Origin of the sequence: Undibacterium sp. Di27W (genome assembly GCF_049340345.1) — a bacterium.
Lineage (GTDB): Bacteria > Pseudomonadota > Gammaproteobacteria > Burkholderiales > Burkholderiaceae_D > Undibacterium.
Genome location: NZ_JBMPOS010000004.1, coordinates 113,417 through 137,005 on the forward strand (window position 1 = coordinate 113,417; position 23,589 = coordinate 137,005).

General features: G+C 50.3%; 24 protein-coding genes. 13 read left to right on the top strand and 11 right to left on the bottom strand.

All coding sequences use genetic code 11. The features are described 5' to 3' along the window. Positions 1 to 218 precede the first annotated feature (218 nt). The 4 genes from ACO0LF_RS10115 to ACO0LF_RS10130 all read right to left on the bottom strand — a co-directional run bounded on the left by ACO0LF_RS10115 (position 219) and on the right by ACO0LF_RS10130 (position 3,599). Positions 219 to 1,652 (bottom strand): NAD(P)(+) transhydrogenase (Re/Si-specific) subunit beta, encoded by a 1,434-nt coding sequence (locus tag ACO0LF_RS10115; RefSeq protein WP_422977585.1) that lies wholly within the window; start codon positions 1,650 to 1,652, stop codon positions 219 to 221. Beyond that, on the bottom strand, positions 1,652 to 1,975 hold the full coding sequence (locus ACO0LF_RS10120; protein WP_110255111.1) for an NAD(P) transhydrogenase subunit alpha: 324 nt from the start codon (positions 1,973 to 1,975) through the stop codon (positions 1,652 to 1,654). The genes ACO0LF_RS10115 and ACO0LF_RS10120 overlap by 1 nt, the downstream gene beginning before the upstream one ends. Positions 1,976 to 2,058: 83 nt before the next feature. Then, positions 2,059 to 2,424, bottom strand: coding sequence for an aspartate 1-decarboxylase (panD, locus tag ACO0LF_RS10125; RefSeq protein WP_110255112.1), 366 nt, complete (start codon positions 2,422 to 2,424; stop codon positions 2,059 to 2,061). Between the two features lie 59 nt (positions 2,425 to 2,483). Further along, the gene (locus ACO0LF_RS10130) at positions 2,484 to 3,599 is read right to left on the bottom strand and encodes a Re/Si-specific NAD(P)(+) transhydrogenase subunit alpha (protein ID WP_423013986.1); all 1,116 of its coding nucleotides are present in this window, start codon (positions 3,597 to 3,599) and stop codon (positions 2,484 to 2,486) included. Between the two features lie 451 nt (positions 3,600 to 4,050). Here ACO0LF_RS10130 and ACO0LF_RS10135 point away from each other — a divergent pair, with 451 nt between their 5' ends. The 6 genes from ACO0LF_RS10135 (at position 4,051) to ACO0LF_RS10160 (ending at position 9,186) form a co-directional block, all read left to right on the top strand. After that, positions 4,051 to 4,542 carry an NUDIX hydrolase gene (locus ACO0LF_RS10135; protein ID WP_423013987.1) on the top strand — a complete coding sequence of 164 codons (492 nt, stop codon included), beginning with the start codon at positions 4,051 to 4,053 and terminating at the stop codon, positions 4,540 to 4,542. Continuing rightward, positions 4,539 to 5,645 (top strand): tRNA 2-thiouridine(34) synthase MnmA, encoded by a 1,107-nt coding sequence (gene mnmA / locus ACO0LF_RS10140; RefSeq protein WP_423013988.1) that lies wholly within the window; start codon positions 4,539 to 4,541, stop codon positions 5,643 to 5,645. The genes ACO0LF_RS10135 and mnmA overlap by 4 nt, the downstream gene beginning before the upstream one ends. 350 nt (positions 5,646 to 5,995) lie before the next feature. Further along, positions 5,996 to 6,943 carry a MurR/RpiR family transcriptional regulator gene (locus tag ACO0LF_RS10145; protein ID WP_423013989.1) on the top strand — a complete coding sequence of 316 codons (948 nt, stop codon included), beginning with the start codon at positions 5,996 to 5,998 and terminating at the stop codon, positions 6,941 to 6,943. A gap of 1 nt (position 6,944) precedes the next feature. Next, the gene (locus tag ACO0LF_RS10150) at positions 6,945 to 7,919 is read left to right on the top strand and encodes an isoaspartyl peptidase/L-asparaginase family protein (protein ID WP_423014220.1); all 975 of its coding nucleotides are present in this window, start codon (positions 6,945 to 6,947) and stop codon (positions 7,917 to 7,919) included. 102 nt (positions 7,920 to 8,021) lie between these two features. Further along, a complete protein-coding gene (locus ACO0LF_RS10155) occupies positions 8,022 to 8,813 on the top strand; it encodes a prohibitin family protein (RefSeq protein ID WP_423013990.1) in 792 nt (263 codons plus the stop codon). A 28-nt stretch (positions 8,814 to 8,841) separates the two neighbouring features. After that, on the top strand, positions 8,842 to 9,186 hold the full coding sequence (locus ACO0LF_RS10160; protein WP_423013991.1) for a hypothetical protein: 345 nt from the start codon (positions 8,842 to 8,844) through the stop codon (positions 9,184 to 9,186). 1,375 nt (positions 9,187 to 10,561) lie between these two features. On the opposite strand, the gene ACO0LF_RS10165 is transcribed toward ACO0LF_RS10160, so the two are convergent. The 4 genes from ACO0LF_RS10165 to ACO0LF_RS10180 all read right to left on the bottom strand — a co-directional run bounded on the left by ACO0LF_RS10165 (position 10,562) and on the right by ACO0LF_RS10180 (position 15,231). Further along, entirely contained in the window at positions 10,562 to 11,086 is a 525-nt protein-coding gene (locus ACO0LF_RS10165; protein ID WP_423013992.1) for a carboxymuconolactone decarboxylase family protein, read from the bottom strand. A 76-nt stretch (positions 11,087 to 11,162) separates the two neighbouring features. Further along, complete coding sequence (locus ACO0LF_RS10170) at positions 11,163 to 11,711, bottom strand: peroxiredoxin (protein ID WP_110255121.1); 549 nt, start codon at positions 11,709 to 11,711, stop codon at positions 11,163 to 11,165. A 209-nt stretch (positions 11,712 to 11,920) separates the two neighbouring features. Beyond that, positions 11,921 to 13,861, bottom strand: coding sequence for a PAS domain-containing sensor histidine kinase (locus ACO0LF_RS10175; RefSeq protein WP_423013993.1), 1,941 nt, complete (start codon positions 13,859 to 13,861; stop codon positions 11,921 to 11,923). A gap of 5 nt (positions 13,862 to 13,866) precedes the next feature. After that, positions 13,867 to 15,231 (bottom strand): HD-GYP domain-containing protein, encoded by a 1,365-nt coding sequence (locus ACO0LF_RS10180; protein ID WP_423013994.1) that lies wholly within the window; start codon positions 15,229 to 15,231, stop codon positions 13,867 to 13,869. Between the two features lie 123 nt (positions 15,232 to 15,354). Here ACO0LF_RS10180 and asd point away from each other — a divergent pair, with 123 nt between their 5' ends. The 5 genes from asd (at position 15,355) to ACO0LF_RS10205 (ending at position 18,030) form a co-directional block, all read left to right on the top strand. After that, a complete protein-coding gene (gene asd, locus ACO0LF_RS10185; RefSeq protein ID WP_423013995.1) occupies positions 15,355 to 16,206 on the top strand; it encodes an archaetidylserine decarboxylase in 852 nt (283 codons plus the stop codon). Positions 16,207 to 16,509: 303 nt separating this feature from the next. Next, on the top strand, positions 16,510 to 16,713 hold the full coding sequence (hemP, locus tag ACO0LF_RS10190; RefSeq protein ID WP_423013996.1) for a hemin uptake protein HemP: 204 nt from the start codon (positions 16,510 to 16,512) through the stop codon (positions 16,711 to 16,713). 45 nt (positions 16,714 to 16,758) lie between these two features. Next, positions 16,759 to 17,100 carry a hypothetical protein gene (locus ACO0LF_RS10195; RefSeq protein ID WP_423013997.1) on the top strand — a complete coding sequence of 114 codons (342 nt, stop codon included), beginning with the start codon at positions 16,759 to 16,761 and terminating at the stop codon, positions 17,098 to 17,100. Between the two features lie 4 nt (positions 17,101 to 17,104). Next, positions 17,105 to 17,344, top strand: a complete 240-nt coding sequence (locus ACO0LF_RS10200; RefSeq protein ID WP_423013998.1) for a (2Fe-2S)-binding protein — start codon at positions 17,105 to 17,107, stop codon at positions 17,342 to 17,344. 8 nt (positions 17,345 to 17,352) lie between these two features. Beyond that, positions 17,353 to 18,030 carry an energy transducer TonB gene (locus tag ACO0LF_RS10205; RefSeq protein WP_423013999.1) on the top strand — a complete coding sequence of 226 codons (678 nt, stop codon included), beginning with the start codon at positions 17,353 to 17,355 and terminating at the stop codon, positions 18,028 to 18,030. A gap of 156 nt (positions 18,031 to 18,186) precedes the next feature. Here the strand turns inward: ACO0LF_RS10205 and ACO0LF_RS10210 are convergent, their stop codons facing one another. Then, entirely contained in the window at positions 18,187 to 18,927 is a 741-nt protein-coding gene (locus ACO0LF_RS10210) for a hypothetical protein (protein WP_423014000.1), read from the bottom strand. A 403-nt stretch (positions 18,928 to 19,330) separates the two neighbouring features. Here ACO0LF_RS10210 and bfr point away from each other — a divergent pair, with 403 nt between their 5' ends. Continuing rightward, the gene (gene bfr, locus ACO0LF_RS10215; protein ID WP_423014001.1) at positions 19,331 to 19,807 is read left to right on the top strand and encodes a bacterioferritin; all 477 of its coding nucleotides are present in this window, start codon (positions 19,331 to 19,333) and stop codon (positions 19,805 to 19,807) included. Between the two features lie 97 nt (positions 19,808 to 19,904). Here bfr and ACO0LF_RS10220 read toward each other — a convergent pair whose 3' ends face one another. Further along, the gene (locus ACO0LF_RS10220) at positions 19,905 to 20,513 is read right to left on the bottom strand and encodes a glutathione S-transferase (RefSeq protein ID WP_423014002.1); all 609 of its coding nucleotides are present in this window, start codon (positions 20,511 to 20,513) and stop codon (positions 19,905 to 19,907) included. Positions 20,514 to 20,775: 262 nt separating this feature from the next. Between ACO0LF_RS10220 and purB the strand changes: the two genes are divergently transcribed. Then, on the top strand, positions 20,776 to 22,152 hold the full coding sequence (purB, locus tag ACO0LF_RS10225; RefSeq protein ID WP_423014003.1) for an adenylosuccinate lyase: 1,377 nt from the start codon (positions 20,776 to 20,778) through the stop codon (positions 22,150 to 22,152). An 86-nt stretch (positions 22,153 to 22,238) separates the two neighbouring features. Here purB and ACO0LF_RS10230 read toward each other — a convergent pair whose 3' ends face one another. Then, positions 22,239 to 23,444 carry a sterol desaturase family protein gene (locus ACO0LF_RS10230; RefSeq protein WP_423014004.1) on the bottom strand — a complete coding sequence of 402 codons (1,206 nt, stop codon included), beginning with the start codon at positions 23,442 to 23,444 and terminating at the stop codon, positions 22,239 to 22,241. Positions 23,445 to 23,589 lie beyond the last annotated feature (145 nt).

Below are 23,589 nucleotides of genomic sequence, written 5' to 3' on the forward strand. Positions count from 1 at the left end.
CAGGTTCTGACCATATTTGCCTGGCATGCCATCTTTATTACAAGCTTATAACTTGCTTATCATCTACCTTTTATTGTTCTTGCTCATCGTCAACAACTGAGCTTAATCACGCACTAGCATAGTAACAATGTTTAGATATACAGGGGTCTATACCAAAGTAGTAAAAAAAAGCCCGACTGAATAAACAATCGGGCTTTTTGCAGCAAGAGGCAAATTGCTTATTCTACGGCCTTGACCATATCTTCTATGACTTTCTTGGCATCGCCAAACACCATCATGGTTTTATCCATGTAGAACAATTCATTGTCCAGACCTGCATAGCCAGAAGCCATGGAGCGCTTGTTGACGATGACGGTCTTGGCTTTGTAGGCTTCCAGGATAGGCATGCCAGCGATAGGCGATTTAGGATCTTTGGCCGCAGGATTAACCACGTCATTCGCACCCAGTACCAGCACCACGTCGGCCTGACCAAATTCGCTATTAATGTCTTCCATCTCGAATACCTGGTCATACGGTACTTCAGCTTCTGCCAGCAAGACATTCATGTGACCAGGCATGCGCCCTGCCACAGGGTGAATTGCATACTTCACGGTAATACCTTTGTGCGTGAGTTTTTCTGTCAGTTCTTTCAGGGCATGCTGGGCACGTGCTACCGCCAGACCATAGCCAGGAACGATGATGACAGTCTCGGCATTGCCGAGCAGGAAAGCCACGTCATCAGCAGAACCGGATTTGACGGTACGCTGTGCCTGGTCACCGGTAGCAGCGGCAGCAGCTTCGCCACCAAAACCACCCAGTATCACGTTGAAGAAAGAACGGTTCATCGCCTTGCACATGATGTAAGACAGGATGGCACCGGATGAACCCACCAGCGAACCGGCAATGATGAGCATGGAGTTATTCAGCGAGAAACCGATACCCGCAGCAGCCCAGCCAGAATAGCTGTTCAGCATTGATACCACCACCGGCATATCAGCACCACCGATAGGGATGATGATGAGCACACCCAGCACAAAAGCCAGGGCAGTCATGATGATGAAAGGTGTCCAGCTTTGCGTGACGCAGAAGGCAATACCGCAACCCAGCATCGCAATTGCCAATACCAGGTTCAACTGATGTTGGCCACTGAAGCTGACTGGCGCGCCCTGGAACAAACGGAACTTGTACTTGCCCGACAATTTACCAAAGGCGATGACAGAACCAGAGAAGGTAATCGCACCGACAAAAGTACCGATAAACAATTCCAGGCGGTTACCGAAAGGAATAGGCTGGTCTCTTGCGACGATATTGAATACCCAGGGTTCAGACACAACCGCCACGGCGATACACACCGCGGCCAAACCGATCAATGAGTGCATCGCTGCGACCAGTTCCGGCATCTTGGTCATTTCTACGCGTTTGGCCAGCGTCGCACCTATGCCGCCACCAACGATGACGCCAATGGCAACCAGGCCGTAACCCAGACCTGCACCAGCACTTTCGTTTTTCAGCTTGACGATCAGGGCGATGGTAGTCGCGACTGCGATTGCCATGCCTATCATGCCAAAGCTGTTACCACGACGTGCGGTGGAAGGATGGGACAAACCTTTGAGGGCCTGGATAAAGCAAACGGATGCGATCAGATACAGCATCGTTACCAGATTCATGCTCATTATTTGCCCTCCTTGTCAGCATGGGCAATCGCTTTAGGCTCTTTTTTCTTGAACATTTCCAGCATCCTCTGGGTGACCAGAAAACCGCCGAATACATTCACTGCCGCAAGAGCCACAGCTGCCGTGCCCATGACCTGGGCCAGTACGCCCTCAGTCAAACCGGCGGCCAGCATGGCACCGACGATGATGATGGCAGAAATGGCATTGGTCACCGCCATCAAAGGCGTGTGCAGAGCTGGTGTTACTGTCCACACCACATGGTAACCGACATAAATTGCCAGCACGAAGATGATGAGATTGGTAAGGGTATGACTAACTTCCATGATGTCCTCTCTTTAATTGGATTGAGACATGCAAAGCGTGACATAGGCAAGCAAGGCGCTACACTCTGCCTGCCCCTGCTACCTTATTTATACTCTTTGATACTGGTGATCTGATTCTTGCCATTCACGAAAACGACATTCGGTTTATACGCTTTTGCTTCTTCTTCAGTCATAGGCGCATAGGTACAGATAATCATCAAATCGCCCAGTTGTACGCGGCGGGCTGCAGCGCCATTGAGTGAAATTTCACCGCTGCCACGTTTGCCCTTGATGGCATAAGTGGAGAAGCGTTCACCGTTGTTGACGTTATACAGCTCTATCTGTTCGTTTTCGATGATGTTGGCAGCGTCGAGCAGATCTTCATCTATACCGCACGATCCTTCGTAGTGCAGGTCACACTGGGTTACAGTTGCGCGATGAATTTTGGCGCGGAGCATATTTCTTTGCATGGTCTTTCTACTTTCTGATACTTAAAAAAATCTTAAAACTTAAATCTTTAATCTACTGCTTATTTCTTCAGGACTTCGCCGGCTGAGCACACCAGGGTGGCAGCGATGATTTCATCTTCACGGTTAATCGCCAGTGCGGCATCCTTGTCGATGATGAGCTTCAAAAAGTCCAGCACATTGCGAGAGTACAGTGCCGATGCATCAGCCGCCACCAGGGTTGCCAGATTAGGCTCGCCGATGATGTGTACACCATATTTGGTGACCGTCTTGTTGAGTTCAGACAGAGGGCAATTACCACCCTGCTCTACCGCCATGTCGACGATGACTGAGCCTGGCTTCATGGCCTTGACGGTTTCTTCCGAGATCAGGATAGGTGCCTTGCGGCCTGGGATCAGGGCGGTCGTGATAATGATGTCAGCCTGTTTGGCGCGTTCATGCACGAGAGCAGCCTGTCTTTCCATCCACGCTGCTGGCATGGAGCGGGCATAGCCGCCTACGCCTTTGGCGATTTCGCGTTCTTCATCGGTTTCGTAAGGCACGTCGATGAATTTCGCGCCCAGGGATTCAACCTGTTCCTTGACGGGTGGGCGTACATCCGATGCTTCAATCACGGCCCCCAGGCGCTTGGCCGTGGCAATCGCTTGCAGACCGGCCACACCTACGCCCATGATCAGCACGCGTGCGGCCTTGACTGTGCCCGCCGCCGTCATCAGCATAGGCATGAAGCGCTGATAGGTATTGGCGGCCAGCATAACGGCCTTATAACCGGCGATATTCGCTTGCGAAGACAAGACGTCGAGCGACTGCGCACGGGTAATGCGCGGTGCAGCTTCGAGTGCAAATGCGGACAGGCCGTGTGTGGCCATGGCCGCAATATTGTCTGCGTCAAAAGGATTGAGCATGCCTACCAGCACCGTGCCTGATTTCATCAGGGCACGTTCTTCTGCATTGGGGGCGCGTACTTTCAAGACCAGTTCAGCGCCCAGCGCATCAGCGGCTGTGCCGATTTGCGCACCGGCAGCCTGGTAGGCCTCATCAGTAATACTGGATGCCACGCCAGCACCAGACTGCACGATCACCTGGTGTTTGGCTGCGACATATTTTTTTATCGTTTCTGGGGTTGCCGCAACACGCGTCTCCCCCGGCCGTGACTCGGCGGGTATGCCGATTTTCATAGATTTGCTCCCTCTTTAGTGTGAATACTGGTGTAACAATTTCGCGCTATCACGGTCAAGGGTAAGCTCTGGCCGCGCCATTATTTTTTGCTGATGCAGGTAAATCACTTTCTTACCCGAATCTTACATTTGATATTCGACAACGATATTACACGCAAAATGTTTTTTAGCACAACCGTTCACTTTTTTATGTTTTATGCAAATATCTGTGCAGAAATCGGCCTCACACGTCCTGCACCCGCTTAAAAAAGTAAATTATTTCCTTTAAAAACAGTCACTTGAAAACAAAGCCAGCGCTCGCGCCAGTTTGGTGCAAATTAAAAATAACAGACATTCATTACAATAAGCAGGCATAGATAAATTACGCATTAGCTAATTCGCTCTCAAATTTGCTGGTTTGCCACACAAAATTTGACGGCAAAGTAAAATGTCGGACTTACTGAGAGAAGCCATGTCTGCCATTTGGAAACCATCCGTCACTGTAGCCGCAATCATAGAGTGCGACCAACAGTTTTTCATGATAGAAGAAGAAACTATTGAGGGCGTACGCATCAACCAGCCCGCTGGTCATCTGGACCCGGATGAAAGCCTGATCGAGGCTGTCATCCGCGAAACACTGGAAGAAACTGCCCACGACTTCACGCCAAGCGCATTAATAGGCACTTATCTGTCACGTTTTATTTCACCCAAGACGGGTGAGGCAGTCACCTACCTGCGTTTTGCCTTTACCGGCGAGCTGGGTGCAGCACAAGACCGCGTCCTGGATACTGGCATACTGCGCACAGTGTGGATGAGCTATGACGAACTCGTGGCAAGCCAGGACAGGCATCGCAGCCCTCTGGTCATGCAATGCATAGAAGATTATTTGCAGGGCAAGCGCGCGCCGCTGTCCCTGTTGTTTACCCATCCAAGCGCACTTGGAAACTTGGAACCGCAAAAATGAGCAAGAAAAAAGTAGTGATAGGCATGTCTGGTGGGGTTGATTCCTCTGTCTCGGCATGGCTACTGAAAGAACAAGGCTATGAAGTCATCGGCCTGTTCATGAAAAACTGGGAAGATGACGACGATTCAGAATACTGTTCTACCCGTGAAGACTGGATAGATGCGGTCAGCGTTGCCGATGTCGTCGGTGTCGATATCGAAGCCGTCAATTTCGCCAGTGAATACAAGGACCGTGTCTTTGCCGAATTCCTGCGCGAATACCAGGCTGGCCGCACACCCAACCCGGATGTGCTGTGCAATGCCGAAATCAAATTCAAGGCTTTTCTTGATCACGCCATGAAGCTGGGTGCCGATTACATCGCCACCGGTCACTATGCCCGTGTGCGCGAAATGAATGGTCAGTTCCAGTTAATGAAAGCTATCGACGCCAGCAAGGACCAAAGCTATTTCCTGCACAGGCTGAACCAGAAGCAACTGGCGAATACCCTGTTCCCGCTCGGTGAAATTCAGAAAACAGAAGTACGCAAGATCGCTGAGCAATTGCAATTACCGAATGCCAAGAAAAAAGATTCGACTGGCATCTGCTTTATCGGCGAGCGCCCTTTCCGCGAATTTTTGAACCGCTACCTGTCATACAAGCCCGGCAATATCCAGACGCCTGAAGGTGAAATCATAGGCCAGCACGTGGGCCTGAGTTTTTATACCCTGGGGCAACGTAAGGGTATAGGTATAGGCGGTATCAAGTCCCATCAAAATGCCGATGGCAGCAGCGATGCATGGTATGTCGCAAAAAAAGATGTAGAAGCCAATACCCTGTACGCCGTGCAAGGCCATGACCACCCCTGGTTATTATCTGCTGGTCTTGAAGCTGGTCAAGTCAGCTGGGTGGCAGGTGAAGCGCCGCAAGCAGGCGACCTGTCTGCCAAGACCCGTTACCGCCAGCCTGACGTGGCTTGTCATTTCAGCGGCGACAATGCGCGTTTTCAGCTGGACTTCCCGCAGGCGCAATGGGCTGTCACACCTGGCCAGTCTGCCGTCTTGTATGATGGCGATGTATGCTTGGGTGGCGGGATTATTGATCTTGCCAGTCGTGCTGATACCTGAAGTGGTCTTATCGCAAATACTTTCCCTGCATTTTGCCACCGCCCTGAAAACCCACTTTGCTGTGGGTTTTTTCATTTGAAAATGGCAAGTGAATGCAAACTTTGTGGTCACTAATTCGTTTAATTCTGACAATCTTTCTCCAGATACCATGATTAGCAAGCGTAAATCAAGGTAAATTCAGAACAAAATTTGAAGTATTTTGTTTATTCTGACAAATCTCCTAAATAGACCAATTTAACAAAAATATGCACGGAGAGAGACATTCATCGATTTGACACGATTCATTTCTTTACAATTTAAATCGATGAAATTATATTTACATTTCTATTTCACCGGAAAAGCCAGTCGATATGAATCGTCCTGATACGCAATCCCTGGGTGGTACTGTCAATGCACGCATAGGCAAGGTCTATATGAACTTGTCCAAAGCGCACAGAAAAGCAGCAGATTATGTGCTGTCGAATGTATTTCGATCAGCAACCATGTCTATCGATGAGCTGGCCAATGCCGTTGGCATCTCGGTGGCCACGGCCAATCGCTTTGCCAGGGCACTGGGCTTTGAAGGTTACCCGCAATTCCGTGCTGAACTGGTATATGGCTTTGAAGCCATGCTGGCACCGATAGATAATCTGCGCAGCGAAATCCAGCGCCCTGCCACCAGCACCGAAATCATTTCCGGCTCGCTCAATGAAGACATGGCCAATCTGGAAGCCACCCGTCGTGGATTATCTCCCGACTTGTGCAACCAGGCAGTCCGCCAAATCCTGAATGCAGAGAGAATTTACATCGTTGGCTATGGTGCCAGTGCCTTTCTGGCAGGCCTGATGGCGCATAGCCTGGACCCGTTTTGCAATACCGTGCAATCTACCCTGGGCTCAGGTGGCCCATCCAATGTTGCCAGACAGTTGTTCAAATACACAGAACGTGATCTGGTCATCGGTATCTCCTTTCCGCGTTATGCCGAAGATGTAGTGACTATCCTGCAGCAATTGCGTGACAAGGATGTACCCATACTGGCACTGACTGATGCGCCCAGCTCACCCCTGGCATCATTGGCTAACATTACCCTGTATGCGCAAACCCGGCGCAACTTTTCGCCCAATTCAGAGGGCGCAGCGCTGTGCCTGATAGAGGCCATCTGCAGTGCAGTCGCACACCAGGCCAAGGCGCCAGTACATGCAGCATCTGAAATGACCAAGTTCATGTTGCCCTGGCTGTATCAGGAACCCAATGCCACCACCCGCAAACACCAGACAGCGGCAGCCAACAAGATCATCGACATGGACAGGCCAGCCTAAGATGGGCGCACCTGCCGCTATCGCCATCCACGGTGGTGCTGGCACGATCTTGCGCAGCAGCCTGACTGAGGAACAGGAAGCGCGCTATCTGGATGAGTTGCGATCTGTCGTCACTGCAGGTAATGAAGTATTGGCACAAGGTGGTAGTGCGCTGGATGCTGTGAGTCTGGCTGTCAGCCTGCTGGAAGATTGCCCACTTTTCAACGCAGGCAAAGGTGCAGTCTTCACCAACGCAGGCACGATGGAAATGGATGCATCCATCATGGATGGCAAAACCCGCCGTGCTGGCGCAGTAGCTTGCGTGCAGCATGTGCGCAATCCCATCAAGGCTGCCAGAGCCGTCATGGAACACAGCCCGCATGTCTTGATGGTGGGCAAAGGTGCAGAAGAATTCCTGCGCCAGCATGGCCTGGCATTTGAAGACAGCGCTTACTTTTACACCGAAGAGCGCCATGCGCAATTGCAACGCGCCCGGCAAGAGTCTGGTGTGCTGCTCGATCATGATGCAGCGAATTTGCTGATTTCTAAATCAGAACCTGCACCAATTGATCCCGACAAAAAATTTGGCACAGTAGGCGCAGTCGCGCTGGATCTGCATGGCAACCTGGCGGCTGCCACCTCCACTGGCGGCATGACCAACAAACTGCCTGGCCGCGTGGGCGACACTCCCATGCTGGGTGCCGGTTGCTATGCCCACAACCAGACTGCTGCCCTGTCTGCCACAGGCACGGGTGAAGCTTTCATGCGCAGCCTGGCGCTACATGATATCGCCGCGCAAATGCGATATCTGGGGCTCAGCCTGGAACAAGCCGCCAGCAATGTCGTCATGGATAAACTGCCCTTGTATGAAGGCCAGGGCGGCATCATAGGCATAGATGCATCCGGCAATATCGTCCTGCCCTTCAATACCGAAGGCATGTATCGCGCATATCAGCGTGTTGGTGAAGCTGCATTTGCAGCAATTTATGCGAGCTGAGAACACGCAAAATAAGTGGTAGTTTTGCCCTCCGATTACCGGGAACACTTACATAAAAAACACCTATACTGCGGGTGTTTTCATTCCCGGAGTTAACAAATCATGCGTAATTTTTTCCCCAAGTTTGCGGTCGGCCTGATCGTCTTGCTGGTCCTGTTCATCCTCAGTCCCTTCGCCACCATCCCCGCCGGTCATCGGGGTGTGCTGACGACATTTGGCAAACCCTCGGATGAGGTCTACAGTGAAGGCATACACTGGGTCTGGCCCATCGCCCAGAAAATGCAGAGAGTTTCCGTCGCCATACAAAAAGGCGAAGGTGAAGGCGATGCTGCTTCCAAGGACTTACAAACCGTGCACACCAAGATCGCCATTAACTATCACGTCAGGCCAGATGCAGTTGTCTCGATCTTTCGCGATCTTGGCAACGAGCCTGGCGAGCGCATCATCATCCCCAGTGTGCAAGAAGCGGTCAAGGCCGTGACTGCCCGCTTCACAGCCGAAGAATTGATTTCGCGCCGCTCACAAGTACGCGATGAAATCATTCTGGCCCTGAAAGAACGCATGGCCAGACATGGCCTGGTGGTCGATGAGTTTTCCATCGTCAATTTCAACTTCAGCCGTACCTTCAATGAAGCGATTGAAGCCAAGACCACCGCTGATCAATTGAAGATGAAGGCTGAGCGTGACCTGCAAAGGATAGAAGTCGAAGCCAAGCAAAAAGTATCCCGCGCCCGCGCAGAAGCCGAAGCACTGGCCCTGCAAAGACAGCAAGTCACACCAGAGCTGCTGCGCCTGCGTGAAACCGAGAACCAGGCCAAGGCCATAGAAAAATGGGATGGTCGCTTGCCGACCACAACTGGCGGTGCTATTCCTTTCATCAATATCGGTAAATAATCAAGAACAAACCAAGGATAAGCCAGCCATGTCAGATCAAAAATCATCCGCCCGCTTCACCGCGTTTTGCATACTCTTGCTGGTCATCTGGTATGTCATGGACAGCCCTGTCGATTTAAACCTGGACTGGAGTCCGGATGACTTTGACATCTTTTCTGACGCAGGCTTTACATTCGGTGGCATTGCAGTGGCGCTACTCGCCATCGTCTTCGCCATGGTCATGGCGGGCTTGGTAATTGCTGGCGTGTCATTCTTGCTGGTGGGTTTTGCGGTACTTATAGGCGGCTTGTTTTTGATGATCTTCTCACCGTTTTTATTGCCTTTATTGCTGCTGATTGTGGTGTTGGGGATTTTTAAGAGGAAGTCGCGGTAGAGATTGTTGTAGTTTGAAATGCGATTGAACTGGGTTTTTTGCTGTTGGGTTTGACTTTGAGGTTGCAATTGAGTTTGACTTTGAGGTTGCAGTTGTTTTTGACGTTTGCAGTTCCCATGTGTAGCCGCCATTTGTGCTGTACAGAAAATGGAAAAAGAAGAGCCGCTGTTTGAGCGAAGCGAGTTTCGGATCTTCCCATTTTTTGTACTGCACAAATGGGCACCCCGAAGGGGCGGCTACGCCTGGGTCGCCTTTCTTTGAATACTTACTTTGGCGACGCAAAGAAAGTATTTCGGCCGCCGGGCCGAGACCCGGCTTGGTTCTACGAAGGGCAATCGCTTTAATCAAAGTACGGTAATACAACGAACGCCACTGGAGCTCCAGCTCGGTACCCCCAGCTTTCATCGTGACGAATAAGGGCTTGATAAGCCCAGTGTTGGGCTGATAAAGCGTAGCCTAGCGAGGCCCGGCCCAACCTACGCGACTGTTGCTGTTGGGTTTGACTGTGGGGTTGCTGTTGTTTTTGACGTTAGCAGTTCCCATGTGTAGCCGCCATTTGTGCAGTACAGAAAATGGATTAAGAAGAGCCGCTGTTTGAGCCGCAGGCGAGTTTCGGATCTTCCCATTTTTTGTCCTGCACAAATGGGAACCCCGAAGGGGCGGCTATGCCTGGGTCGCCTTTCTTTGAGTTCTTTCTTTGGCGACGCAAAGAAAGAATTTCGGCTGCCGGGCCGAGACCCGGCCTGGTTCTACGGAGGGCAATCGTTTTAATCAAAGTAAGGTAATGCAACGAACGCCGCTAAAGCTCCGGCTCAGTGCTCTCCAGCCTTCATATTGACAAATACGTGCTTGATAAGCCCAGTGTTGGGCTGATAAAGCGTAGCCTAGCGAGGCCCGGCCCAACCTACGCGATTGCACAAACGCCCCTACCCTTTTAAGGGGCGGCTATGCCTGGGTCGCCTTTCTTTGAATTCTTTCTTTGGCGAGGCAAAGAAAGAATTTCGGCCGCCGGGCCGAGACCCGGCTTGGTTCTACGAAGGGCAATCGTTTTAATCAAAGTAAGGTAATGCAACGAACACCACTGGAGCTCCGACTCAGCACTCTCCAGCTTTCATAATGACGAATACGTGCTTGATAAGCCCAGTGTTGGGCTGATAAAGCGTAGCCTAGCGAGCCCCGGCCCAACCTACGTGACGAGTTTGTGATTGCCGCTAATTGACAGAACCCCATCCTCATCCCAAGCTTCTCCACCGCATCGCTTGCAAGCGGCTTAGAGATTCGTGGCACCAAGCTGCGCTTCGCGAATTCCTACGAATCTCCTTGAAGGAGAAGGGACCAAAAACGACCACCACCACTTGCACGCGACTTGAAAACTTTACACAGTCTCAGCAGAAATAACCTGCGCCGCCGCATTCACAACCGCCGCAATACGCCCCACATCGCGCAATTGCGTGGCCGACATGCCTTCTTTCTTCAGCAACTCAAAATGTGATTTCACACAGAAATGGCATTTACCGATGATGGAAGCCGACAAGGCGTACATCTCAAAACGGCGCTTATCAACACCACCATTGGTCGCATAGGCATTCATACGCAACTGGGCTCCCTGGGTTTTCAGGTCGGCATCGTCGGCCATTTCCACATACGGGTACCAGACATTGTTCATGCCCATCAAAGCCGCTGCTGTCAGCGCTGCATTGATTTCTTCCGGGCTGATTGCGCCACTGGATTTGATGGCTTCTATGATTACCGTGCTTTTTGCAGCAAAGGCAGCGGCCAGTGCCACGCCAACTGCATCACTGCCTTCCAGGCTGGAGCGGGCGATTGTGCCATCGATGTTCAGACGGATATCCTTGGCGTAATCAGGGATACGACTTTTAATTAAATTCAAGAATTCCATAGTATTTACCTATCAAAAAGTGGTTTTAAAACCCGCCTGAGCGGGTTTATTTTACATCTACAGCTATACCTCTGAATTACAGAGTTGCGCCGCCTACTGTACGGTTGCATGGGCACAGTTCGTCTGTTTGCAGGCCATCCAGAATACGCAGGATTTCTGTAGGGTTACGGCCAACGTTCAAGTTGTTGACAGAAACGTGTTGAATGACATTGTCAGGATCAACGATGAAAGTTGCGCGCAGCGCAACACCGGCGTTGACATCACGTACACCCAGCATGTCGACCAAAGAGCCAGTTGCATCGCCGAACGCATAGTGGTTCAGTTTGTCCAGGTCTTTGTGTTCACGACGCCATGCCAGTTTGCAGAATTCGTTATCTGTAGAGCCGCCCAGCAGAATAGCATCGCGGTCAGCGAAGTCGTTAGTCAGTTTGGCAAATTCAACGATTTCAGTTGGGCAGACGAAAGTGAAATCTTTTGGGTAGAAATAAATGATTTTCCATTTGCCAGGGAAAGAAGCTTCAGTGATGTCTTCGAATGCGGATACGCCGTTTTCTTCATGGTGATTGAAGCCTGGCTTGGCTGCTGGGACTTTAAATGCGTCGAGTTTTTGACCTACAGTTTTCATTAAATTCTCCTGATGACGTAACAAGGTGGACAATATGTCCACAACGAAGCGAAGCATATCACTATGAATTTTAAATATCCAATAGATTTTAACTACCAAATACTTAGTTAAAAACTAGGCTCATGGGTCAGCCTGATCGCAAAAAATATCGTAAAAACTCATAGGAAAAAGGCCATACTGATAAGTGGCCAGTAGGCATGCTGGCAGTCTTAAGTTACCCTGTCATTACGCCTGTGCACGGCAGCCATGAGGGTAAACCAGAATGTGCTGCCCTTGCCTTCTTCGGTTTCAAAGCCTATCTCACCACCCATTTTTTCGACGAAAGTCTTGGTGATGTTAAGGCCCAGGCCTGTGCCACCTTGTTGCCTGGTATTGGTGCCATCTGCCTGGGCAAATTTTTTGAAAATCTGCTCCCTGAAAGCCAGCGGTATGCCCTGACCCTTGTCTTCCACTTCTATTTTGTAGATGCCAGAAATTTCTGCAATCCTGATTTGCACTTCTGCCCCATTTGGCGAAAATTTGGCCGCATTCGACAGCAGATTGGCAAACACTTGCATGACACGCACACTGTCGCCCATGGCCCAGGCTTGTTCAGGATGGCAACTGATACGGTAACGTACGTTCAAGGCCTGGGCATAACCGGCATTGGCTTCTATCGCCTGCCTGGTCACTGCCACCAGATCAAAACGTTCTATATTGATGACCATCTTGCCGGAGGCCAGTTTCTCCATGTCGAGGATGTCATTCACCAGGACACCCAGGCGCTGACAATTCTTGTGCGCGACCTTAATCAGTTGCATGACCTTGGGTGCCAGCTCACCGACTACGCCACTTTCCAGCAAACCCAGGGCGCCGCGTATCGAGGTCAGGGGGGTGCGCAATTCATGGCTGACGACCGAGATGAATTCTGACTTGATGCGGTCAGCCTTGCGTTGCTCGGTCAAGTCCAGCACAAACCCCACCCATTCTTCGAAAGAGCCTTCAAGTTGCGCCAGGCCGACCATGACAGGGATGTGAGCACCGTCCTTGCGTATCAATTCACCTTCATAAGGCTTGGCTTGTCCATGCCAGCGCAATTCTTCCATGGCATTCTTGTGCGCAGCATGGCTTTCTACGGAAGTCCGTTCCAGCCAGCTCATGCCAAATTCAGCAAATTCCAGTCTCTGTACGCCCACCAGTTGTAGCAAGACATCATTGGCTTCAGTCAGCTTGCCACTCAAATTACCTTGCATGATGCCAATCAGGCTGGAATTGACCAAGCGGCGCAAGCGTGACTCGCTGACCATCAGGGCTTCTACCATCCGTGATTTTTCCTTGCTGGCCTGCTCAGCGGCATCCCGGGCCGCCACCAGACTGCATTCTGCTTCTTTCATCTGGGTGATATCGCGCACGCTAAACACGCGCCCTACCCGTCTGTCACGCAAAAATTCTGGTTTCGATACGCAGACAAAATAACGCCCGTCTTTCAGGGTCATCAAGTCTTCGGTTTCCAGGTTAGGGTCATCGCGGATTTTTTCCAGGCTGGCAAAAAAATCCTCGGCATCCTGCAGGGCATCGCGCAGATGGGCAAACATCTTTGCCTCATTCCTGGATGCCAGCAATTCATCCGTCAATTGCCACATGCTGGAAAAACGCTGGTTGATATTGATGACATTGCCATTCAAATCTATCGACAAGATGCCTTCTGCAGTGGCATCCAGCGAGCTTTGCAACTGTGCGACCAGATGTACCTGGCCCTCGACCAGCTCACGCCTATGGGTAATGTCTTCGGCATGGATGATAAAAAACTCGCTGCCGTTTTCTATGAAAGTGGAGACCCGCTTTTCTACTGGAAATGACAGCCCATGACGGCTGATCCATTCGCTCTCGGCAATGGCCCTGCCTTCTGCCTGGGCATCAGCCCGCAAGGCTTCCCAGAAAAACACATCCTGTAAGGAGCACTCTATATTGGCCAGCGGCAAGCCCAGTAACTCTTCCTTGCCATAGAACAGCATCTGGCAAGCCAGCAGATTCGCATCAACCACCAGCATCTGCTGGATATCAACGACCAGGATCGCATCACGGCTATGCTCTATGATGTGGCGCAGCAATCCCTGGCTCAGTGAGGCAGGCAAAGCGGAAGCTGACTGTGACATACTGGTGTCGCTCATTTCTGCTAGCTCTGGCCGGGTAATGGGCCGCCCTGTGTTTTCTTCGATTGCGAGTCAAAATAATAATTGACCCTTTTGCGCGGGTTCAGATAATTAAAGATTGCCCTGGGCAATAATCCTGGCCGGATGCTGGCACTGATGGATAATTCCTTGTTCTCTTCGGCCAGGTCCAGAATGATGGCATCTTCCTTGGGTATTTCAGCGTCATACACCAGCACGCGCGGTCGCAGGGGTTTGCCCACATTCACGTTCATGACCAGGCCTATGGCTTCATTCGACAACCTGACTAAAGTACCAGGCGGATACACGCCCAGGCTCTTGACCAGGGTCGCCATGATGGCAGGGTCAAACTGCGTACGCCTGTGCGCATACATGGTTGACAAGGCTTCATGCGGGGTCAGTGACTGGCGAGGATCGTTGTGATTACATAAATTATCGTACACATTGGCGATAGTCACAATACGTGTCGGCATACTGATCGCATTTCCCTGGAGTTTATGCGGATATCCCGTGCCATCCATGAACTCATGATGCTGGGCAATCACATTCAGCACCACGGGTGGCAGGCCCGCCTTTTTACCGACCACCACGCCGTATTCTGGATGCATTTCAAAAAAATGCAGCTCAGGCTTGCTCAGGGCCTCGGTCTTGTTGAGTATATGTTCGGGCACGTCGACCTTGCCCAGGTCGTGGAACAGCGCTGCGATACCGATTTCCTTGATCTGCGCATCACTGCATTTCATCTCATGCGCCAGCATCATGGCCAGGACAGAAACATTCAGGGTATGAAAATACATTTCTTCACTACCCGCGGTCTGCTGTATCAAGTGCATGACTGTGTCACTACCGCTGAGGAAGACCTCGGCCATGCTGTCGACCAGCTTGCCTGCTTCTATAATGGTTTCTTTGGGTTTGGAGAAAATCAGTTTATTGATACTCTTGACCACGCTGGCAGCACGGACGAATTTTTCTTCGCAGCGGGCGATTTCATCACGCTGTTTTTGCAGTTTCTCAAAACGCGCCCGTTTTGCATCAATAATGCTGGCATACACCTTCGCCGAACCCAGGCTACTCACGGGCGCAGCAGGAGCAGCAGTGACAGGCTTGCTGGCGGGCGGATTGACTGCCGCCGGGTCAGACTTCGATGGAATATAGCGCACATGCTTGAGTTTGAGCGCTACCAGATCGTCGATTTGCTGCTGACTTGTGATCTTGAACGAGTTCATCGGGAAAGAATGTTCAAACCAACTCAGATCGAGTTTGATGAACATTCCGATCCTGAGCTGATCAATCACAATTAACTGGCTATCATCAGACATGTGGACGCAATAGTAGATATTTACTCTGACGATAGCATACGCCCCCTGCATTTGCAAAACCTTAACCCCTGAGAAAGACTTTCTGGCGACAAATGCAAAGCTACAAGGAAAATCCTGTATTTCCACCAGCCGACGTTATAATCCCTGTCCTGTACATTTTGAAGGTTACTCACCGTGTCCGATCGCCTTGCCGTCCTGCCCCAATATTTGATGCCTAAACAGGCGCTGACTGTATTTGCTGGCAACATTGCCAATGCCAGGGCGGGTGAGCTCACGACCAGATTGATACGCTGGTTCGTCGACAAATACCAGGTGAATATGCAAGAGGCTGCCAATCCCGACATCAGCAGCTATGCCAGCTTCAATGAATTCTTTACCCGGCCTTTGCGTGCCGGTGCCCGCCCGCTGGCCAATAGCGACTTGCTGAGCCCGGTAGATGGTGCAATCAGTCAGTTTGGCCCTATTACAAAAGACCAGATCTACCAGGCCAAGGGGCATAGCTATAGCACCACTGCCCTGGTTGGCGGTGACAGCCAGCTGGCATCCTTGTTCGAAGATGGCAGCTTTGCCACGCTCTACCTGAGCCCGCGCGACTACCACCGTATCCATATGCCTTGCGATGGCCGGCTGACACGCATGATCTATGTGCCTGGTGCGCTTTTTTCTGTCAACCCGACGACGGCACGCGGCGTGCCTGGCTTGTTCGCCCGTAATGAGCGCGTGGTGTGCGTATTTGAATCCGCAAACGGACCATTTGTATTGACATTGGTGGGTGCCACCATCGTTGGTAGCATGGCGACCACCTGGCATGGCATAGTCAATCCGCCACGCAGCGCAGAAGTCCGAGAATGGCGTTATGAAGGCCAGAATATCAACCTGAAAAAAGGCGAAGAAATGGGCCGTTTCTTGCTGGGCTCCACTGTCGTCATGCTATTCCCAAAAAATACCCTGGAATTCAATCCTGCCTGGACGCCAGCAAAAGCCATTTGCATGGGCGAAGCCATGGGCATGTATCCAGCTAAATAATTTAGCCGCAGTCAGCAATAGCGACAAATCCGGGGATTTACACCTGATAAATACCCGGAAAAAGCCTGGATCGGCTTCTCCCTCCACAAACACCCTCCGGCAGACTATCTGCACTCCCTTCCTGATTACCTGACAATTTTGCCAAAAAGGCAAAATTTCTTCGCTTTGCCTCTGCCACTTTCTTCAGCAAGGCCTGCTCACGCCCAGAACTAAAGAATATCCATAAAAAACGCTTGCAAAACAGTTCCGAATATTCAATAATCTAAATAAGAATTGTTATCGTTTAGATTTGCAAGGTAAAATATGACTACAAATGGTGCTATTCAGAAGGCGACTGAGCTGCTTAACAAAGCGGCGGCAGTAACGGTAAATCATACTCAGCAAGACATCCCCCGTATTAAAAGCGGTGATTTGATGCAGCAGAAGCGTGAATTGGAAATTGATCATGCAGGCCGTATTTACAGGCTACGCATTACGCAACTGAACAAGCTGATCTTGACAGCCTGAAACGCTGATCATACTTGGAGGCCAGATATGCCAGGTGGAATGCTGATGAATGAAGAGTTATCGGATCAGGCTGCCTCATCCAAGCAGCCAGAATTATTGGTTTCTGCAGTATTGCACCTGATGTCGCATTACACGGTCAACAGTACGCGTAATGGCACCCAGGCAGAAACGGAGCAAGCGAGTACCAAGCTGGCTTCAGTCATAGAAAGACATTTGAAAGTACTGGCAAATTTGCCGGATCTGGCCCCGGTGCTGCAAGCCACTTGCCTGCAATTATCCGAGCAATGGGCCAGTCTGGTAGAAAAGAAAACCGCGCAACAGACCAAACTGCGCAAATTGGGTTGGCTGCTGGCCTTCACTGGTAAAAAATCTGCATTAATGGAGTAGCTTCATGATTGTATGTGTTTGCAATAATGTGTCAGAAAAGAAAATTCATCAGGCTGTCGCCATGGGTGCCAGCACGATGGCTGATCTGCGCGAGCAACTTGATGTTGGTACTTGCTGTGGCAAATGCGCAGGTTGCGCACGCAAAGTCATGCGTCAATGTCTGGCTGAGCAAGGCGACCAGTCATCCGGCTTCCAGAATTTCATTCAACAATTACACTTCCAACCCAGCGTCGTGACCGCTTGAGGTTCGCCATGTCTACACTTACTTTACAGCACATCCCACAGGACTTTACCGCTCCCAAGTCCCGCATCCTGTCCCTGACTGCCATTGTTATCGCCCATCTGGTGCTGTTTTATGCACTGCAACACGGCCTGCTCACGCATGCTGTGCAGATACTCCCCAAAGAAATCGTCATGACCTTTGTTGAGCCACCAGCAGTCAAATCAGAGCCGCCACCCAAGCCTGTTCCCATGAAAAAACTGACGACGGTGCAAATACCCACACCTGTCGTCCCGCATATCACGCCAGCAGTAGAAATTCCAGCCGACGTACACCAGATTACCACGCAGGCAGCACCGCCCGCCCCGCAACCAGCAGTTGTGGCAGCAAAAGTCGAAACCGCTCCAGCACCAGCCGTGCCAGCGCAGCCAAAACAAATCAGTGCAGTTGAATATGTGCGTGCACCTCAGGCTGACTACCCACCGATGTCCAGGCGCATGGGTGAAGAAGGCAAGGTCACCTTGCGGGTATTGGTCAATGAAAAAGGTGTGGCAGAAAAAGTTGATATCCAAAAATCTTCAGGCTCGAATCGCCTCGATGAAGCTGCCAAAGTCGCTATCTTGCGTGCCATATTCAAACCGTATTTTGAAGATGGTAAAGCCCTGACTGTGATTGCCACAGCGACCATCAGCTTTTCCCTCAGCGGCTAAGAACAAAGAACCCTCCCCCAAGGGAAAGCCAGATTGCAGCAGTTGCGCAATCTGGCTTTTTTTATTCTTGCGCTCTCCTGGCAGGAGCGGCCCCAGCCGCGAACACCTGACACAAGCAAAAGACCCTCCTGAAAAAAAACCATGCCTGGCCTTGGCTCAGCTAGCGCGCTGAACGACATCAACGACCAGGATGGAAACACAACTGTGCTTCACCTTCTCCATGCTTTCGCCGTTAAAGGAAATCTGTAAATCAATATTATCGCGTGAGAAATTCCAATAAATGAGTCGATTATGTTCGCCATAATAAGCTTCTGATTGAAAGCCAAGTTCAGCCAGCCTTTTTTTATAAGCATCCAAATCGACTTGGCAGACAGGGGTCATGTCGGCGTAATTATGCGTTTGGTCATCGAAGGAAAATATCAGGCGACCGAGCTTGCTATCTTCCTTGCTCAGGATCACGCTGATATTAAAGAACCAGTCATCGGTAATTTTTGCGCCTACCCCATATTTCCTGGGATTTTCATCGTCCAGGTAAACCTTGAGACCCATGGCCTTCCCCAGCTTTTCAGCAGAAAAATCCTCAGCCGTTTTGATATTGCCTATCAGGTCCAGCATGCGTTTGCTGGCTTCCTCTGCAGTCATTTGCGGGATGACTGGCGCTGCGTTTTGAGGTGTATTTTCCATAGGCTTATTGTGTGCAATAGAGGTGGTGGAAGTAGCAGTACCGGAAGCGCTTTTTTCAGGCATCAATGAATGAGAGTCTTGTGCGCAGGAAGCCGTCAGAAAACTAACTAACGCCGCAGAAAAAACCGTGCGCATAAACTTGATACGACTATGCTTGATTCGCTCTGCATTGAGATGAGGTAAACACGTTGAAGTAATGACTTTGGATTGCATAAGCAGGTTCTTTCAAACTGTCGACAAACAGAGAATACCGGTTAGCTGATGCAAGAGCACACAATATCTTTGCTCAGCTTTCGTCTCTGCAAAAAAACACGTAGAAATAATCGTCAAATATAAAGCAAACGCATCTCATTCCTATTCATGAAATGAGTCTGGATTAGGCTAAAAGGTCTTAGTAATTTTTTAGACTCCTAGAAAACTAAATGAGAATAATTGCGTTTCAATAGTTCTGTCAATTTCCATCATATTGTCTCCCTGAAGCACCGAATTCAGCGATGTAGATCATCTTCATTTTGCAACTGTCATTGAATGCTCTATGATGTGATAAAAGCCTGCATGCAAATCAGCATCAGCAATCACATCACTCACAGTATCAATAGACACAGGAAGGAAAGCCATGAAAGGCGACGCGAAAGTCATCAAACTGCTTAATGCACAACTCACCAATGAATTGAGTGCGATCAATCAGTATTTTTTGCATGCACGCATGTACAAACATTGGGGCTTTGAAAAAATAGCCAAGAAGGAATATGAAGAATCCATAGGCGAAATGAAGCATGCCGACAAACTCATCGATCGCATCTTGATGCTGGGTGGTCTGCCGAATCTGCAAGCTTTGCACAAGCTGATGATAGGTGAGGAAACGGTAGAAATACTGGGATGCGATTTGAAGCTGGAAGTTGCCGCTCAAAAGACAGTCAAGGAAGGCGTGGCCACTTGTGAAGCAGTTGGCGACTATGTATCCCGTGATCTGTTCCAGGTCATCCTGGAAGATACTGAAGAACATATAGACTGGCTGGAAACCCAGCTGGAACTGATAGAAAAAATCGGTATCCAGAATTATCTGCAATCGCAAATGTCGACAGAAGAATAATTGCCGTCTGGCAGAAAGCCTTGAGATAAAACAAAAGGGATGTAGCTCGCGCTACATCCCTTTTTATTTTCAAACCTGCAGCTAAGGCCTGGCAGATTTATTGTGGCACAGTGTCTTTGAAAGAAGCACGCTCCGACAATTTATCCAATAATTTAGCCAGATTAGGATAGTCACCACGCCAGTCTATCTCGGGGAAACGGAAGCTCAGCCAGGCCAGCGCGCAACCCACGCTGATATCAGCCAGGGTCAAATGTGTACCTGTGCAAAATGCGGTATCGCCAAGGCCGCTGGACATGGACTTCAAGCCTGCATGGACCTTGCTCATTTGCCTGTCTATCCACTCCTGGCTTTGCTGTTCCGCAGGACGCAAGGTTTTTTCCAGGCGCACCAGAATGGCGGCATCCATGATGCCGTCTGCCAGGGCTTCCCAGCATTTGACTTCAACACGCTCGCGGCCCTGGGCCGGGATCAGCTTGCCCACTGGTGTCAGGGTATCGATATATTCAACGATAACACGTGAATCAAACATGGCACCGCCGTCTTCCATCAAGAGACAGGGTACTTTCCCCAGCGGGTTGGATTGCTGTATCGTGGACTCTGGAGCCCACACATTTTCTTGCACAAAAACGTAATCAAGTTTCTTCTCCGCCATGACAACGCGGACTTTTCTGACAAAAGGACTAGTGGTGGAGCCAATAAGTTTCATAGGAATCTGGTAGTAGGTTTAGCGCGGATTATAGCATCGCCTGCCTGTAAACCCATGCCTGAAGGGCTGACGTGTGAAGCAGCAACATCGCTACGATTCTATAATTTGAACGCATTCAAATGGTAAAATCGCGTATTCAGTGCAAAAAAACTGTATTTGCACAACAATTGTAAATTTTTGCCAAATCTTAACCATTTGCAAAATTTACATTTTTGTTGTTTTTTGCGCAAGGCTTTCTGTCTTTCCATCTCTATAGTCCATCATGTCCCTATCCTCACTTTCTGCTCTCTCCGCCCTTTCACCGCTGGATGGCCGCTATGCTAGCAAGGTCGACGCTTTGCGTGCCACCTTATCTGAAGCTGGCTTCATGCATCATCGCGTCAAAGTTGAAGTGTCCTGGCTGCAAGCCCTGTCACAAGCTGGCTTCGATGAAATCAAGGCGTTTTCTCCTGCGGCGAATGCTTTGCTTGATAAACTCCTCGCTGAATTTTCTGAAGCCGATGCACAACGCATCAAGGAAATCGAAGCCGTGACCAATCACGATGTCAAGGCCGTGGAATATTGGTTGAAAGAGCAAGTCAAGGATGTGCCTGAACTGGTTGCCGCCAGTGAATTCATCCACTTTGCCTGCACATCTGAAGATATCAACAACACTTCACACGGCATGATGTTGAAGACAGCCCGCAATGATGTGATGTTGCCTGCCTTGCGCAATGTCATTGCCAGGCTGACTGAACTGGCGCACGTGAATGCCGATGCCCCCATGCTGTCGCGTACCCATGGCCAGGCTGCCAGCCCGACTACCCTGGGCAAGGAAATGGCCAACGTCGTCGCCCGCCTGCAGCGCGCCATCAAGCGTATAGAACAAGTGGAAATCCTCGGCAAGATGAATGGCGCAGTCGGCAATTACAATGCACATTTGTCAGCCTACCCAGGCTATGACTGGGAAAGTTTTTCCAAAAATGTCATAGAACAACGCCTGGGCCTGACTTACAATCCCTACACCATACAGATAGAGCCGCATGATTACATGGCAGAAATGTTTGATGCCTTCGCCCGCGTCAACACTATCTTGCTGGATCTGAACCGCGACATCTGGGGTTATATCTCAGTTGGTTATTTCAAGCAAAAAACCAAGGCTGGTGAAATCGGCTCATCCACCATGCCACATAAAGTCAATCCTATCGACTTTGAAAATTCTGAAGGCAATCTGGGCCTGGCTAACTCCCTGCTGCGCCATCTCTCAGAAAAATTGCCGGTATCCCGCTGGCAGCGCGACCTGACAGATTCCACCGTCCTGCGTAATATCGGTGTGGCTTTTGGTTATACCCTGCTGGCCTACGACAGCTGCCTGCGCGGCTTGAACAAACTGGAAACCAATCCTGAACGCCTGGCGGCTGACCTGGATGCCACCTGGGAAGTATTGGCAGAACCTGTACAAACCGTCATGCGCCGGTATGCAGTGGAAAACGCTTACGAGCAATTGAAAGAACTGACACGCGGCAAAGGTATCACCAAAGCAGCCTTGCAAGAGTTTGTTGAAGGCCTGGCTATCCCACGCGAAGCCAAGGATTTACTGCTGGCAATGACACCGGCGAATTACACTGGTATCGCAGCAAAACTGGCAAAAGCGATTTAAACGCAGTTTTAAAAACTGATTGTTAGCCGCACCAAACAAAACAGGCAGATCAAATGATCTGCCTGTTTTGTTTTTATTGTTACTCGTTATTTCTGCGACCGGAACGGGAACATCAGTTGTTTCACGAAGCCGTCCGGCATATAGTCGCCCTGCACGCCATATTTCTCAGGGAAACCCTTTTGCCCCTTGATCGCGGTGCCAAACAAATGATCGAGGAAGGCATAGTGGGCAGCATAGTTTCTGTCGATGGCCACATCATCTGATGAGTGGTGCCAGTGGTGGAAGTCTGGTGTGACGATGAGGTACTTGATCGGGCCCCAGGGCAAATGCACATTAGCATGATTGAACACGGCCTGGAAACCAACCACGATGATGTAGACGTCCATCACGGTCTTATCAAAGCCCAATACATACAAGGCACCCAGAACGCCGACGCGTGTGCAGATCAATTCCAGGATATGCTGGCGTGAACCTGCCAGCCAGTCCATGGTTTTGGCAGAATGATGAACAGCATGGAAGCGCCATAAAAACGGGATTTCATGATAAGCGCGATGTGTCCAGTATTGCACCATATCCGCTGCCAGTATGCACAACAACAGTTGTGGAATAAACGCGATGGATTGCACAAAATCACGCACACTGTCATGCGCCATCCAGCCAAACAGGCGGTGAATGGCAAAGTTGACAGTCAACAAGGCCAGGCCAACGATGAAGTGATTGACGGCGAAATGCACCATGTCAGTTTGCCACTCGCGACGGAAAATCAATTGCCCCTTATACAGTGGGAAGATTTTTTCTATGACCACGAAAATAATCGTCGACCCCAGCAAATCGAGGATGAACCAGTCCAGCCCTATATAAGGCGTATGGTCAGGAAAATCTGCCACAGGCACATGTGAGCCACCAAACGCCACGGCCGCAATCACCAGGGCCGCCGCCACGGCATTCAAGCCACGACGGCGATTGAACAATACATTGAGCAGGCTGATTACCCCAGACAGCACCAGGGCAGCAAACAAGACATGGCGTATCAAGTCTGGCGAATAATTCTTGCGCAGCTCAGGCGTGGTCAGGTATTGGGGGAAATGGAAGGCAACCACACCCAGCAGACACAGAAAGGCCAGGGTCAGGGCCAGTACACCACTGGCCAGGCCCGTGCCTGGCTTCAAGGGCCCGCTTTGGTCGAGCAGATCGGTGGTTTCATTGACGGCACCGGCAACATTGCCAAGTACAGCCTTGGCCGGGGCGCTTAATTTTTTTCCTAGGGATTTTTCTGGAATTTCTGGTTTCATTATGATTATGATGAGTGGCAAGATGGACCAATGAGATGAATCGCTCAGACACCCGCGCTAAAACCTGCGTTTAGCCGAATATGCGCGACAATACCCGAAAAAAGTATATCCGCCTACACATTTCAAAATGCCCGCTGTAGCAGCT

What these genes read in the sequence shown, in the direction of transcription:
- panD (WP_110255112.1), bottom strand. Translation starts at nt 2,424, where the DNA reads ATGCAAAGAAATATGCTCCGCGCCAAAATTCATCGCGCAACTGTAACC.
- mnmA (WP_423013988.1), top strand. Translation starts at nt 4,539, where the DNA reads ATGAGCAAGAAAAAAGTAGTGATAGGCATGTCTGGTGGGGTTGATTCC.
- ACO0LF_RS10210 (WP_423014000.1), bottom strand. Translation starts at nt 18,927, where the DNA reads ATGCAATCCAAAGTCATTACTTCAACGTGTTTACCTCATCTCAATGCA.
- ACO0LF_RS10115 (WP_422977585.1), bottom strand. Translation starts at nt 1,652, where the DNA reads ATGAGCATGAATCTGGTAACGATGCTGTATCTGATCGCATCCGTTTGC.
- ACO0LF_RS10195 (WP_423013997.1), top strand. Translation starts at nt 16,759, where the DNA reads ATGAATGAAGAGTTATCGGATCAGGCTGCCTCATCCAAGCAGCCAGAA.
- ACO0LF_RS10170 (WP_110255121.1), bottom strand. Translation starts at nt 11,711, where the DNA reads ATGAAAACTGTAGGTCAAAAACTCGACGCATTTAAAGTCCCAGCAGCC.
- ACO0LF_RS10160 (WP_423013991.1), top strand. Translation starts at nt 8,842, where the DNA reads ATGTCAGATCAAAAATCATCCGCCCGCTTCACCGCGTTTTGCATACTC.
- ACO0LF_RS10130 (WP_423013986.1), bottom strand. Translation starts at nt 3,599, where the DNA reads ATGAAAATCGGCATACCCGCCGAGTCACGGCCGGGGGAGACGCGTGTT.
- hemP (WP_423013996.1), top strand. Translation starts at nt 16,510, where the DNA reads ATGACTACAAATGGTGCTATTCAGAAGGCGACTGAGCTGCTTAACAAA.
- ACO0LF_RS10220 (WP_423014002.1), bottom strand. Translation starts at nt 20,513, where the DNA reads ATGAAACTTATTGGCTCCACCACTAGTCCTTTTGTCAGAAAAGTCCGC.
- ACO0LF_RS10135 (WP_423013987.1), top strand. Translation starts at nt 4,051, where the DNA reads ATGTCTGCCATTTGGAAACCATCCGTCACTGTAGCCGCAATCATAGAG.
- ACO0LF_RS10150 (WP_423014220.1), top strand. Translation starts at nt 6,945, where the DNA reads ATGGGCGCACCTGCCGCTATCGCCATCCACGGTGGTGCTGGCACGATC.
- purB (WP_423014003.1), top strand. Translation starts at nt 20,776, where the DNA reads ATGTCCCTATCCTCACTTTCTGCTCTCTCCGCCCTTTCACCGCTGGAT.
- ACO0LF_RS10175 (WP_423013993.1), bottom strand. Translation starts at nt 13,861, where the DNA reads ATGAGCGACACCAGTATGTCACAGTCAGCTTCCGCTTTGCCTGCCTCA.
- ACO0LF_RS10165 (WP_423013992.1), bottom strand. Translation starts at nt 11,086, where the DNA reads ATGGAATTCTTGAATTTAATTAAAAGTCGTATCCCTGATTACGCCAAG.
- ACO0LF_RS10155 (WP_423013990.1), top strand. Translation starts at nt 8,022, where the DNA reads ATGCGTAATTTTTTCCCCAAGTTTGCGGTCGGCCTGATCGTCTTGCTG.
- ACO0LF_RS10120 (WP_110255111.1), bottom strand. Translation starts at nt 1,975, where the DNA reads ATGGAAGTTAGTCATACCCTTACCAATCTCATCATCTTCGTGCTGGCA.
- ACO0LF_RS10230 (WP_423014004.1), bottom strand. Translation starts at nt 23,444, where the DNA reads ATGAAACCAGAAATTCCAGAAAAATCCCTAGGAAAAAAATTAAGCGCC.
- ACO0LF_RS10205 (WP_423013999.1), top strand. Translation starts at nt 17,353, where the DNA reads ATGTCTACACTTACTTTACAGCACATCCCACAGGACTTTACCGCTCCC.
- ACO0LF_RS10145 (WP_423013989.1), top strand. Translation starts at nt 5,996, where the DNA reads ATGAATCGTCCTGATACGCAATCCCTGGGTGGTACTGTCAATGCACGC.
- ACO0LF_RS10200 (WP_423013998.1), top strand. Translation starts at nt 17,105, where the DNA reads ATGATTGTATGTGTTTGCAATAATGTGTCAGAAAAGAAAATTCATCAG.
- bfr (WP_423014001.1), top strand. Translation starts at nt 19,331, where the DNA reads ATGAAAGGCGACGCGAAAGTCATCAAACTGCTTAATGCACAACTCACC.
- ACO0LF_RS10180 (WP_423013994.1), bottom strand. Translation starts at nt 15,231, where the DNA reads ATGCAGGGGGCGTATGCTATCGTCAGAGTAAATATCTACTATTGCGTC.